Raw genomic sequence first — 12,435 nt, 5'->3', positions numbered from 1 at the left:
TAAAAAAGGGGTGAACTTTGTTATCATGCGCTTCACATGAAAAAATTTAGAGATTGGTAATGACAACGTTAAAAAATGATCGTTTTTTACGAGCTTTGCTACGTGAACCTGTAGACACCACGCCAGTATGGATGATGCGTCAAGCAGGACGTTATTTACCAGAATACAAAGCAACTCGTGCGCAAGCAGGAGACTTTTTATCTCTATGTAAAAATACAGAATTTGCTTGTGAAGTCACTTTACAACCATTACGCCGCTATGATTTAGACGCTGCAATTTTGTTTTCTGACATTTTAACGATTCCTGATGCACTTGGTTTGGGATTGTATTTTGAAACAGGTGAAGGTCCAAAATTTCATAAAACAGTTCGTACTGAGCAAGATGTCGCTAACTTACCGAAATTAAATTCAAAATCTGATTTAGCTTATGTTATGAATGCAGTATCGACAATCCGATCTGCATTAGGTGGTCAGGTACCTTTGATAGGTTTTTCTGGTAGTCCTTGGACTTTAGCGACTTATATGATTGAAGGCGGTTCGAGTAAAGAATTCCGTTTCACCAAAAATATGATGTACGCTCAGCCAGAAGTGTTACATGCATTATTAGATCATCTTGCTGATTCAGTGATTGATTATTTAAATGCACAAATTGATGCAGGTGCTCAAGCAATTCAAATCTTTGATAGTTGGGGCGGGGCATTAGCTCATCGCGAATATCTTGAGTTTTCTTTGAACTACATGACGAAGATTATTGCTGGGCTTCAACGTGAAAAAGATGGTTGCCGTATTCCAATCATTGTATTTACCAAAGGTGGCGGACAGTGGTTAGAAACGATGCTGACCACCGGGGCTGATGCATTTGGTTTGGATTGGACGACACCACTTTATACTGCTCGCGAAATTGTAAATGGTCGAGCAGCATTACAAGGAAATTTAGATCCAGCGGTATTGTATGGATCAGCAGCTTCAATTGAAAAATCTGTGAAAGCAATGCTAGATGATGCCTATAAAAATGGTGAAAAAACAGGATATATCGCAAATCTTGGTCATGGTATTACTCAATGGGTCGATCCAGCTCAGCCGAAGATTTTTGTCGATACAGTACATGAATACAGTGCGAAATATTTAGGTTGATACTTTTAATCCTTCAAGACTAAATATTAGGACTAGGTTTGTGCAATTGATTGTATTACTTTCAAATTTTATGATTAAGGCAGCTTCAGCTGCCTTATTTGGATTATTGCTTTTAATTGCATTTGCAATCACTGCACCTATGGGAAGCCAAGATTATTATGGTTTCTTCCGTTATGATTATTTATTGTTTTATGCTCTGATTATTCAAGTTTGCTTAATTTATTTAAAGTTAGAGTCATGGGCTGAGGCAAAAGTGATTGCTATGTTTCACATTATGGCGATGGGGATGGAAATTTTTCTAACTCATCCAGCAATTGCTTCTTGGCAATATCCACAACCTGCGATCTTTAAATTATTAACTGTGCCTTTATTTGCAGGATTTATGTATTCGGCTGTGGGTAGTTTCTTTGCCCGATCTTTAAGATTATATACAGTTTCTTTTGAGAACTTGCCTACCTTCAGAAATATGATGTGTTTAGCTGTTCTTTCTTATTTAAATTTTATGACTAAATTTTTTCTTCCAGATATTCGCTTGATTTTATTTAGTTGGAGTGTGGTTGTTTTCTGGAAAACGAAATTATATTTCCAGTTGAAAAACATGCGCTTCAAGGTACCAATGCTTCCAATTTTATTATTGCTTGCATTTTTGATTTGGATTGCAGAAAACATTAGTACCTTTTATAAAATTTGGCTTTATCCAAGTCAAGTCAATACTTGGCATATGGTTGGCTGGGGAAAACTTGGCTCATGGTACCTATTGTTATTATTAAGTTTGGTTTTAGTTTTAAAAATTTTAGGAACACGCAATCACAATGGAACTTGGCAATTAAATAAGTGAAAAGTTTTATTCATGGTTATTTTTTTAAATACGCTTTATAAATATTTCAGCTTTATTTCAAATTTTAATTGCTAAAAGACTTTAACCTCGCTATTTTAATTTACGTGTAATAAGTGTTACACAACACAATAGTGATAACAAATACCAAAAAATAATTGATCCTGGAGATTATTTCTATGTTGAAAAAAATTGCATTAGCAGCGCTACTCGCAGCTGGTTCAAGTGTCGCAATGGCTGATAATGATGTTGGTTGTGGTGCTGGTACCCAAATTTGGGCTGGTCAAAAAGGTATTGCACCTAAAATTCTAGCTGCAACTACAAATGGTATTTTTACTAACCAATTATTAGGTATTACTTTCGGTACTTTAGGATGCCGTCAAGGTGGAACAGTTACGGCTCAAGTCGTTACTTTTACAAATGAAAATGCTGAATCTTTAGCGCGTGATATGGCTGTAGGTCAAGGCGAAAGCTTAAACGTACTTGCTGAACTTATGCAAATTAAAGCAACAGACAAAGCACGTTTCTTCGCAGTTTCTAAAGCAAACTTTGCTGAAATTTATTCAAGCAAAAATCAAAATACACTTCAAGTATTAGATTCATTACAAGGTGTAATGGCAAAAGACGCTGTACTTAAAGCTTACGTTTAATACGTTTGAATATAAAACCCTGTCTCAATGGCAGGGTTTTTTATAGATCATTTAATCTTAATAATCTTAAAATTTGCGGCTGAATGAAATTAATAACCTGCACCCTCGCTTCTTTAATGTGCCACTTTGCACATGCCTCAGTTGAAACCGATATACAAAATTATTTGCAGATTGCTGAACAGAAACAACTGCAGCAAAACATCACCTGGCAACGCTTAATGTATGCAGACCAATCGCAAAATAGTGAGGTTGCTTATGATGGATATTTTTATGCAAAAGATGGAAAAAATAATTTAAAAGGTGAATTAGAAGCTGATGTAAAAGCTCTATTTATTAATACTGCTGAGAATCAATCGATTCGTTGCAAATTTCCTGCTCGTAGCCGTTGGTTGATCCAACAACTCAATATTGATACCGAAAAGCTTCCAATCGTGAAGTGTCCTGAGTTTGATCAATGGATTAATCAAATTAAACCACATAAAGCCACGTTGATTTACGCAACTGACTTTATGGGTAATCCAAGTTCGATGTTTGGGCATACCTTACTGCGTTTAGACCCTAAAGATCAGAAACAACTAAACTTAGTTTCATACGCAGTAAACTATGCAGCGACAGTTAGTGGTGAGGATAATTGGTCATATGCATGGAAAGGTTTAACAGGGCAGTATCCGGGTGAATACTCTTTAATGCCTTACTATCGTAAAGTAAAAGAATATGGCGACTTTGAAAGTCGTGATTTATGGGAGTATGAGCTCAATTTAACACCTGAAGAGACTCGTTTCTTAGTCGAACATATTTGGGAAATGCAGCATGTCAGTTTTCCTTATTATTTCGTCAGCGATAACTGTGCGTATCGTTTGCTTGGATTAATTGATTTAGTTCGTCCAAATTTAGACTTAAAAAAACAATTTAATTATGCTGCAATTCCGATTGAAACGTTAAAGGCTGTAGATCAACAAGACTTAGTCAAAGAGGTGGTCTATCGTCCAGCCTTGGAAACTCAATTATTATCACAAGCAAAACAACACGGTACACCGCTGGCTAAAGTTGCTCATCAAGTTGCATTTCAAGATGTTGGCAAAGCTCAACCATTATTAGAAAAATATAATCAACACGATCAAGCAAAAATCTTAGAAATGGCATATGACGATTTATATTTGCAATATATCAGTCGTCAGATTGATGCAGATTTTGCCCAGCCGCAGTTAAGACAGCTTCTTGCCGAAAGAAGCCAAAATGATGTTGAAAAACAGCGTCAAGAGCCTGAGCGTCCTAAAATGCAACCTGTGGAAGGACACCATGCACGAAATTTATCTATAAATGTCGGTGAAGTACAAGGACAGAAGTTTATCGAGTTAGGACATCGTCAGGCTTATCATGATCTGATTGATCCCCAAGGTGGTTATCGTTTAGGTACTCAATTACTATTTCTAAATGGCAATATTCAATATCGTGATGATCATCTTAAGCTCGAACATTTAGATTTATTGACAGTGAATTCGTATAACCCTATTCAACCTTTTAAATCACCGATTACGTGGGGATTTAATTTAGGGTGGAAGCAAGAAGCACTAGATCATGGAAATTTCAGTGATGATCAGCAGCATGGTGTTGTGAACCTTAATATGCAAGTCGGCTACAGCTTAGCCGATTATGATCGTCGACATTTATGTTACGCCCAAATGCAAAGCCATATTCAAGGTGGTCGTTCGCTCGATAAAGGTTGGCGCGTTGGTGTAGGACCAACAGTTGGGTGTATGAATATCTGGACGGATAAGATTAATAGTGTTGTACAAATTGAATTGCCGTATTGGGAAGATCAAAGTCAGTGGAATCTAAGAGTCGGTTCTCAACTCCAATATAGTTTAAATTCAAATAATTCTTTACGGTTGAATTGGGATTTTGAACAGCAAGATCATAAAGACTGGAGTAAAGTCGGTTTGGGTTATGTTTGGTTTTTTTAATGATGAATGATATTGATCAAGAACAAGAATTTGAAAAATTACAACAACGATTGGATGAGGTCCAAGAAAGTATCTCTGACCCAAAAAAATGGAGAATTTCTCAACCGGGATCTTTAAGCCATTGGAATGATATTAGAGAGCAAGTCTCGGAGTATAGAGAAAATGAAAGTTTATACTTTGATCCGTATGCAGTTGATGATCTTGATGTCTATCAGTTATTAGAGCAGGAAATATATTTTAAAATTTTTTGTTTGGAGCTGACCTATCTCATTCGTCTTGCCTATGATTTAGGTGTAGATTCGACAAAAATTCGAGAAATTTATTTGTCTGTTTATCAGTTTTGGTTAGCGTATGCTGACTTATTATCTCTTATTCAGTCGTATGAACAACGGCTCGGTGTTGCTGCAATAGAACTGACGACAGATTACAGCCATGCATTGTTTTTGCTTTGTTGCGCAATCTGTTATGGCGATGAGGCTGATATTATAAAAATAATCGATGGATTATTGGTTTACCCTTCAGATCGGCTCATTGATTTGATTAGCTATCCCTATTTTGAGGTTGAAACGATTAGTGAAACCTATGCTGTTGATTATCCATTTAGACAGTTAGATGGCTTGTTGAATACAACAGTCGATGCGTCTGCGATGAGTTTGTATTTACAACAGCTTGAACATGATCAGCAGCAAGGTAAATATTGGGAAAAGAAATTTTTCCACAAAATTGCGTTGTTGGGGAAGTGGCGTTTTGAAGCGTTGATTATCTGTAAATTATATGGAATTGAACTGGGTGAAATGAAAAAATTCGAGAGTTTTCCAGATGAGTTTGAAATTTAAAGAGGATTGATCAAACTTCAACAATCACAAAGTATTTTTTTACAGCTTCAATCACTTCAAACGTACCAACAAATGAGGGTGGGATAATGCCTGCATGACCCGCAGAAACTTCAATATATGAATCTGTTTTGGCATCGTGAATACGCACAACACCTTCAATGACTTGAAAGAACTCTTGTTTATTGTCTGCAAACTGAATATTCCAAGCACCGACTTCACATTGCCAAATTCCACAACCCATATGAGGATGTGTATATAAGTCATAGGTAAGACGTTGTGGATTGCCTTTAACCAAGCGATCAGGACGAGGATAATCAACACTGGCTTCAGCTTGAATTAACTCACCAAAGCCTGCTAACTGAATGGAAGACATGACAATGCTCTGATTAATAACTTTCAGGAACAGCGCTTAAAAATTCACGACGTGCTTCTTTGTCCGTTTTAAAATCACCAACAAAAGAAACCGTACGAGTGGTTGATTCTTGTTTGCCAACGCCGCGCATCATCATACACATATGAGCAGAATCAATTACAACAGCAACACCACGAGCTTGAGTTACTTCTGCAACTGCTTCAGCAATTTGTTGCGTTAAGTTTTCTTGAATTTGCAAACGACGCGCAAACATTTCTGTAATACGTGCAAACTTAGATAAACCTAAAACCTGACCTTCAGGCAAATATGCAATGTGGACACGACCGTAAAAAGGGAGTAGGTGATGTTCACAAAGTGAATAAAATTCAATATTTTTAACCAATACCATTTCATGGTTATCGGATGGAAAAACCGCACTATTTGTAACTTCTTCAAGTGTTTTACTATAACCAGAAGTTAAAAAAGAAAAAGCTTTAGCCGCACGCATAGGCGTATCTTTGAGGCCTGGACGATTCAAATCTTCGCCAACGGCAGTTAAGATATTTGCGTACGATTGCTGCATAGACATAACAATGTTCACTTAGGTGGGTTGAACAAAACGGGAATTGTATCAGAAAACGATTCAAAAACTTACTTTTGAGTCAAATGCCGATTATTGTTTGTACTTTGGGTTCTTTTCTGCACGTTTTAGGAGCACAAGAACAGCACCAGTACCACCTTGATTTTCTGGCGCACTGACAAAGGCAAGTACATCACGATGTTGTCTAAGCCAGCCGTTTACATAGGTTTTTAAAATCGCTTCTGGACCTTTACCGTGAACAATTTTGATGACATTTTGATTTTCATCTTTAGCAATTTGAATAATTTGCAGTACAGCTGCGCGCGCTTGTTCAACGGTACAACCATGTAAATCAACAGCTTCAAACCAGCGAATTTTACCTGCTTTTAAGTCTTCAAACACTTTGTGCTGTAAAGTTGCAATTCGATAGCTTAATGCAGCTTGGCTTGCCACAGGATTTAAAATCGCTTGAGTATCTGAAATCTCTGTGAGCTCTTGCTCCGCACCACCTTCAGCCGCAGCCCGTTTTGCTAATGTTTGAGCATCTACTTTTTTTGATCGTGCGGTCTGAATCTGTGCAATATTGCCATTATCAATGGGCTTAACCCCCGATAATGCTTTTTTAAAAAGCTCTGTATCTTCCAGCTCTTCAACAGCAGTAGCCTTTTGTGACTCAGCTTGTTTTGTAATCGTGTTGGATTGAGGGTTTGAGATTTGCTTTTTAAAAGCTTTCAGTAAGTTAAACTGATCTTTAGAAAGCGAGGAATCATGTTTACTCATAATTTTAAGAAAATATATAAGATACGAGAGGGATGGAAAATTATAGTCTGAAACCGTGTTGATTTGAACTGAATCAGATTCATATAATTTTTTTGATCAATGAAAGTTTAGTCGTGGTCTACTTTAAGAACAATGATTGGTTATCTAAATCACCTTATTTCATATTGAGGGCTTATATAGTCTATATTTTATAAAACATTCACCACTAAGCATAATTTCACTTTCAAACTCAAATCCTAATAAATAAACTCTTTTTAATTTATTTCTTGTAGGGGGTAATAAAATCGTGATTGATTCTATACCCATTTCATTAAATGCTTTTCTTATAATTTCATTAAATATTTTCTTGCCTAATCCCCAGTACTTAGGATGCAACACTAGTGCTAAATCAGCATCTCCATCTTCATATTGTAAGCCACCCCAACCTGCAAATTTATTGTCGACTAGAAATGCCCAAGGACCATAACCATGCTCTTGCCATTGTTTTTCTTTTCCCTTAACCCAATCGAGACATTGTTTTTCATCAAATAGGCTATCTTTAGCCAAAGGCATATGTTTGAGCACTCGGTCGTTAGTAAGTAACGAAATAATGTCAGCGATTTCAATATTACTTAGATGACAAAACTCAATATTCAATGTTTATTCCTAAAAATATGAATGGTTCCTTATTATAAAATTTAAATGATTATTCATAATTATTCTTTTTCAAAATAAGATTGAGATATGAAAAAAGCCCAATCATAAAGAATTGGGCTTTGTATCGAGCTATAAATTTAAATCTGCTCAGGTGTTCCAAACAATTCATTAAATGCCTGATTTGGTTTAGGCTGTTTCATAAAGCTTTCACCAACAAGGAAAGTATGAATATCATTTGCCTGCATCATTTGCACATCCGCAGGAGTAGCGATACCACTTTCAGTGACTAATACACGAGAAGCAGGTAACAACTTCTTTAAACGAATAGATGTATTCAAATCCACATCAAAAGTTTTAAGGTTACGATTATTGACACCTAAAATGCATTGTTCAGATAATTTTAACGCACGTTCTAACTCATATTCATCATGTACTTCAACTAATACATCTAATTGATGTTCAAATGCTGTTTTAGACATTTCTTCTAGTTGTTGGTCAGATAAACATGCCACGATTAATAAAATACAATCTGCATGTAATGCACGTGCTTCAACAACATTGTAAGGATCAATTAAAAAGTCTTTACGTAAAGCTGGTAGGGCACAATGCTGACGCGCAATTGCAATATTCTCATCAGCGCCTTGGAAAAAGTCCACATCTGTTAAAACAGAGAGGCATGCTGCACCTGCTCGTTCATATTGTTGTGCAATTTCCGCAGGATTAAAGTCCGCACGAATCACACCCTTTGAAGGTGATGCTTTCTTAATTTCAGCGATCACAGCAGGGCGTTTATGCTGTAAAGCATTCGCAAAACCACGAACAGGTGTTGCTTCTTTTGCCCATTGTTCTACATCATGCAAACTACGTTGTTTTAAACGTGCAGTAAGCTCCTCATGTTTGCGGTCAACAATTTTACCTAAAATGGTATTTTGAATATCGATCATGAGAAATCCTTAGTCAGCCTGATATTGTTTCAATGTTTTAGTAAATTCAGCCAAGATGCTCATTTTTTCCAAGGCTTGACCGCCGTAAAGAATATCCTGAGCAAACTCAACTGCTTGTTTATAAGTTTTGGTAATGCCAGCCACGTAAATGCCAGCAGCAGCATTGAGTGCAATCATATTTGCTGCCTTTTCGCCAATTTCAGACTTATCTCGACTTAGCGCATCTTTAATCAATTTTAAGCTTTCATCTGAACTATTAACGACCAAACCCGTTAGTGTTTGCGATGGGATACCTACTTCATCAGGAATTAGTGCCCACTCTGTAATTTCACCATCTTTAAGTTCAGCAACAGTGGTTGGCGCTGCAAGACTGATTTCATCTAAACCATCTTTAGAATGTACAACCATTACGTGCACAGCACCGAGTTGTTTTAGAACTTCTGCGATTGGTCGGCAAAGTTCATCAGAGAACACACCAATAACAAAACGATTTACACCTGCAGGATTTGTCAGAGGACCAAGTAAATTAAAAATACTGCGAATACCTAGCTCACGGCGTGGTGCAACGGCGTATTTCATAGCTTTATGATGATTCGGCGCAAATAGAAAGCCTACACCAATTTCACGTATGCAACGTTCAGTTTGCTGCATATCTAAATCAAGTTGGATACCCATCTGTTCAAGGACATCAGAAGAACCTGATTTGCTCGATACCCCACGATTGCCGTGCTTAGCAATTGTTGCGCCAGCGGCAGCAATTACAAAGCTAGATGCTGTAGAGACATTAAATAAATTTTGCCCATCGCCACCTGTGCCAACAATATCAACCAAATGTGGGATATCACTGACATCAATTTTAATCGCGAATTCACGCATGATACGCGCAGCCGCAGTTATTTCATCAATACTTTCGCCCTTCATACGCAAGCCCATCATTAATGCGCCTATTTGGGCATCAGTGGCTTCACCTTGCATGATGCCGCGCATCACATCTTCCATTTGAGGTTGGGTGAGATGAATATTTTTAGTAATGTGATTCAGTGCCTGTTGGATATTCATAGTCATGAGTTACAGTATTAAGAATTGATTAAATTTGAAAATAGTTTGATTTGGTCGCAATTGGTTCTGTACGACGAAGGAGTAATACTTGAGCTAAAAGCTAGTGAGTTATGTTATCAGAAAATAATGTGGATTTTATATGCTTTAAATAAAAACCTGATGTGCTCTAAATTTAGACATATTGCTATAATTTTCTACTATCATAATCAATCAATAACAAACTTTATTTATAAATTTCTGCCTTGATGAGAATTTCGATATGTACGTCAGCCAACTTTTAAATTATCCCGTGAAATCATGTAAAGGCAATCAGCTATCTGAAATGGAAATTGATAGTTTTGGGCCAAAATGGGATCGTCGATGGATGTTGGTTGATAGCGATGATCGTTTCGTGACTCAGCGACAAATTGCAGAAATGGGACAAATAGGGGTTAGCGTTTCTTCGGAAGATGTTTGTTTTGATTATCAGTCTGAACATATTGAGCTCAGTTTAATTGAGGCTCAAGGACATAAAGATGAGCGTCTAGTGACCGTATGGCAAGATCAGGTTAAGGGAAATCGAATTGATCATCCAGTGAATGATTGGCTCAGTGAAAAGTTAGAGAAAAAGGTACAACTGGTATATATGCCACTTGAAACGGTTCGTCAGGTCGATCCTGAATATGCGCAACTTGGTGAGCGGGTTGGTTTTGCTGATGGTTTTCCTTTTTTGATTATAAGCGAAGCCTCTGTCGAGTTTCTTTCTGAAAAAGTTGGCTATGCATTGGATGTACAACGTTTTAGACCAAATATTGTTATTTCAGGATGTGATACTTTTGCTGAAGACAAATGGCAGCAAATTCAAATTGGTGAGATTGTATTTGATTTAGTTAAACCATGCTCTCGCTGTGTTATTCCGACTATTGATTTAGTTACAGGACAAAAACAGCCTGAAGTCATGCGAGCGATGCTCATGTATCGCAAACAAGGAAATAAAGTCATGATGGGGCAAAATGCATTACATCGTGGAGAAGGCGTTATACAAGTTGCACAAGAAGTTAAAATTCTCGGCTAAATACATGATTGAATACAGATTAGATAGTAAAAAAAGCCAATCATTGAATGAATGATTGGCTTTTTTATGAGTGAATCATCTTAATCGTTATTTGTAGTCTCTCTAACACCGAGTAATTGGCTTGTTGCAACACCAGCGGTCATTGAGCCATTTACGTTTAGCGCCGTACGCCCCATATCAATTAGGGGTTCAATTGAGATAAGTAGAGCGACCAATGTAACTGGCAGCCCCATTGCAGGTAAAACAATCAAAGCAGCAAATGTTGCGCCACCACCGACACCTGCAACCCCAATTGAGCTTAAAGTCACAATCACAACAAGCTGTGCAATCCATAAAGGGTCTAAAGGGTTGATACCAACTGTTGGTGCTACCATGACTGCGAGCATTGCAGGATATAACCCCGCACATCCATTTTGACCAATGGTTGCTCCGAAAGAGGCTGAAAAACTTGCAATGCCTTCAGGTACGCCCAGTTGTTTTGTTTGGGCCTCAATGTTCAGAGGAATACTAGCGGCACTTGAGCGGCTGGTAAATGCAAATGTTAAAACAGGAAAAACTTTCTTGAAAAAATCGATTGGATTTATACGGACAAACAGTAAAATCAACGCATGGACGATGAACATAATCGCAAGACCGAGATAGGAAGCGACAAGAAATTCACCTAGTTTAACGATATCAGCAACATTCGCCGTCGCAACCATTTTCGCCATTAAAGCGAATACACCATACGGTGTAAATTGCATCACTAAGCGAACTAAACCAATGATTAATGCTTGTAGAGCTTCAATTCCATGTCGAATTCTTTCGCCGTTGATTGGATCTTTATCCATCAGTTTAAGTGCTGCAACCCCTAAAAAAGCAGAGAAAATTACAACACTAATAATCGCGGTTGGACGAACCCCAGTCAGATCAGCGAAAGGATTTTGAGGTAATAAAGACAGAAGTAGTTTAGGCACATCGAGGTTGGTTACTTGACCAATGTAGTCGGTTTGTAGCGCTGCAAGACGAGCAGTTTCCTGAGAGCCTTGTACTAACCCCTCAGCCGTTAAACCAAATAAATTGGTCACACCAATCCCAACGAAAGCAGCAATTGCTGTGGCAAATAATAAAATACCGATAACGAAGCTGCTAATTTTACCTAATGACGTGGTTTGATGAAGTTTGACAACAGCACTCAAGATCGAGATGAAAATAAGTGGCATGATCACCATTTGTAATAGTTGAACATAACCATTTCCAACTAAATTAAACCACGTCACTGACTCTGCAATAATAGAACTGTCTGCATAAATCGTTTTTAAGCCTAGACCATAAACGATACCGACACCCATACCGATGAGCACTTTTTTTGCAAGGCTCCAATCTGGTCGATAAGTAAAAAACAATCCTGCCATGAGCAAGAAAAATACAATAATATTCAATAAAACCAAGGTATTCACAATAAGGCTATCCTGATTGATATTTCAGGGGGAGATATCTAAAAAAATAATTTTCAGATTCTATCATCCAGTTACCCTGAAGCTTAATCATTCCTATGACTATACTTAATCTAAAAAATTAAAAAGGCGTTTAAATCATCTGAAGCCTGTGTTTAAACGTCCTTTTAAAAACA

General features: G+C 37.4%; 12 protein-coding genes and 1 pseudogene. 6 read left to right on the top strand and 7 right to left on the bottom strand.

Going from position 1 to position 12,435, the window contains the following annotated elements; translation table 11 throughout:
* Positions 1-59: 59 nt before the first annotated feature.
* From hemE to NGC85_RS11580, 5 genes and pseudogenes are all read left to right on the top strand, one after another.
* Positions 60-1,133: a uroporphyrinogen decarboxylase gene (hemE, locus tag NGC85_RS11600; RefSeq protein ID WP_254731316.1), complete on the top strand. Its 1,074-nt coding sequence runs from the start codon at positions 60-62 to the stop codon at positions 1,131-1,133.
* A 40-nt stretch (positions 1,134-1,173) separates the two neighbouring features.
* On the top strand, positions 1,174-1,971 hold the full coding sequence (locus NGC85_RS11595; RefSeq protein ID WP_254731314.1) for a DUF817 family protein: 798 nt from the start codon (positions 1,174-1,176) through the stop codon (positions 1,969-1,971).
* A gap of 176 nt (positions 1,972-2,147) precedes the next feature.
* On the top strand, positions 2,148-2,618 hold the full coding sequence (locus tag NGC85_RS11590) for a DUF3015 family protein (RefSeq protein ID WP_005052936.1): 471 nt from the start codon (positions 2,148-2,150) through the stop codon (positions 2,616-2,618).
* Between the two features lie 83 nt (positions 2,619-2,701).
* The gene (locus NGC85_RS11585) at positions 2,702-4,582 is read left to right on the top strand and encodes a DUF4105 domain-containing protein (protein ID WP_254731311.1); all 1,881 of its coding nucleotides are present in this window, start codon (positions 2,702-2,704) and stop codon (positions 4,580-4,582) included.
* Positions 4,583-4,584: 2 nt separating this feature from the next.
* Positions 4,585-5,415 (top strand): annotated as a pseudogene (locus tag NGC85_RS11580) (PoNe immunity protein domain-containing protein); the annotation flags it as partial.
* A gap of 13 nt (positions 5,416-5,428) precedes the next feature.
* Here NGC85_RS11580 and NGC85_RS11575 read toward each other — a convergent pair.
* The 6 genes from NGC85_RS11575 to trpD all read right to left on the bottom strand — a co-directional run bounded on the left by NGC85_RS11575 (position 5,429) and on the right by trpD (position 9,769).
* On the bottom strand, positions 5,429-5,791 hold the full coding sequence (locus tag NGC85_RS11575; RefSeq protein ID WP_005058006.1) for a cupin domain-containing protein: 363 nt from the start codon (positions 5,789-5,791) through the stop codon (positions 5,429-5,431).
* Between the two features lie 13 nt (positions 5,792-5,804).
* Positions 5,805-6,353 carry a GTP cyclohydrolase I FolE gene (gene folE / locus NGC85_RS11570; protein ID WP_171065748.1) on the bottom strand — a complete coding sequence of 183 codons (549 nt, stop codon included), beginning with the start codon at positions 6,351-6,353 and terminating at the stop codon, positions 5,805-5,807.
* 90 nt (positions 6,354-6,443) lie between these two features.
* Positions 6,444-7,130: a Smr/MutS family protein gene (locus NGC85_RS11565; RefSeq protein ID WP_254731308.1), complete on the bottom strand. Its 687-nt coding sequence runs from the start codon at positions 7,128-7,130 to the stop codon at positions 6,444-6,446.
* 159 nt (positions 7,131-7,289) lie between these two features.
* Positions 7,290-7,766, bottom strand: a complete 477-nt coding sequence (locus NGC85_RS11560; RefSeq protein ID WP_254731305.1) for a GNAT family N-acetyltransferase — start codon at positions 7,764-7,766, stop codon at positions 7,290-7,292.
* 137 nt (positions 7,767-7,903) lie between these two features.
* On the bottom strand, positions 7,904-8,710 hold the full coding sequence (gene trpC / locus NGC85_RS11555) for an indole-3-glycerol phosphate synthase TrpC (protein WP_254731302.1): 807 nt from the start codon (positions 8,708-8,710) through the stop codon (positions 7,904-7,906).
* Between the two features lie 9 nt (positions 8,711-8,719).
* Positions 8,720-9,769: an anthranilate phosphoribosyltransferase gene (gene trpD / locus NGC85_RS11550; protein ID WP_254805593.1), complete on the bottom strand. Its 1,050-nt coding sequence runs from the start codon at positions 9,767-9,769 to the stop codon at positions 8,720-8,722.
* Positions 9,770-10,028: 259 nt separating this feature from the next.
* On the opposite strand from trpD, the gene NGC85_RS11545 reads away from it, so the two are divergent.
* Positions 10,029-10,823, top strand: coding sequence for an MOSC domain-containing protein (locus tag NGC85_RS11545; RefSeq protein WP_005052948.1), 795 nt, complete (start codon positions 10,029-10,031; stop codon positions 10,821-10,823).
* Positions 10,824-10,903: 80 nt separating this feature from the next.
* Here the strand turns inward: NGC85_RS11545 and NGC85_RS11540 are convergent, their stop codons facing one another.
* On the bottom strand, positions 10,904-12,262 hold the full coding sequence (locus NGC85_RS11540; protein ID WP_254731299.1) for an L-cystine transporter: 1,359 nt from the start codon (positions 12,260-12,262) through the stop codon (positions 10,904-10,906).
* Positions 12,263-12,435: the final 173 nt, after the last annotated feature.

Origin of the sequence: Acinetobacter sp. Z1 (genome assembly GCF_024296945.1) — a bacterium.
GTDB lineage: Bacteria > Pseudomonadota > Gammaproteobacteria > Pseudomonadales > Moraxellaceae > Acinetobacter > Acinetobacter beijerinckii.
Note: the sequence above shows the minus strand (reverse complement) of the source record. Positions and strands in the feature narration are given on the sequence as shown.

Coding starts and splice junctions, on each gene's coding strand:
- trpD (WP_254805593.1), bottom strand. CDS start 9,769: ATGAATATCCAACAGGCACTGAATCACATTACTAAAAATATTCATCTC.
- NGC85_RS11575 (WP_005058006.1), bottom strand. CDS start 5,791: ATGTCTTCCATTCAGTTAGCAGGCTTTGGTGAGTTAATTCAAGCTGAA.
- NGC85_RS11585 (WP_254731311.1), top strand. CDS start 2,702: ATGAAATTAATAACCTGCACCCTCGCTTCTTTAATGTGCCACTTTGCA.
- folE (WP_171065748.1), bottom strand. CDS start 6,353: ATGCAGCAATCGTACGCAAATATCTTAACTGCCGTTGGCGAAGATTTG.
- hemE (WP_254731316.1), top strand. CDS start 60: ATGACAACGTTAAAAAATGATCGTTTTTTACGAGCTTTGCTACGTGAA.
- NGC85_RS11565 (WP_254731308.1), bottom strand. CDS start 7,130: ATGAGTAAACATGATTCCTCGCTTTCTAAAGATCAGTTTAACTTACTG.
- NGC85_RS11545 (WP_005052948.1), top strand. CDS start 10,029: ATGTACGTCAGCCAACTTTTAAATTATCCCGTGAAATCATGTAAAGGC.
- NGC85_RS11590 (WP_005052936.1), top strand. CDS start 2,148: ATGTTGAAAAAAATTGCATTAGCAGCGCTACTCGCAGCTGGTTCAAGT.
- trpC (WP_254731302.1), bottom strand. CDS start 8,710: ATGATCGATATTCAAAATACCATTTTAGGTAAAATTGTTGACCGCAAA.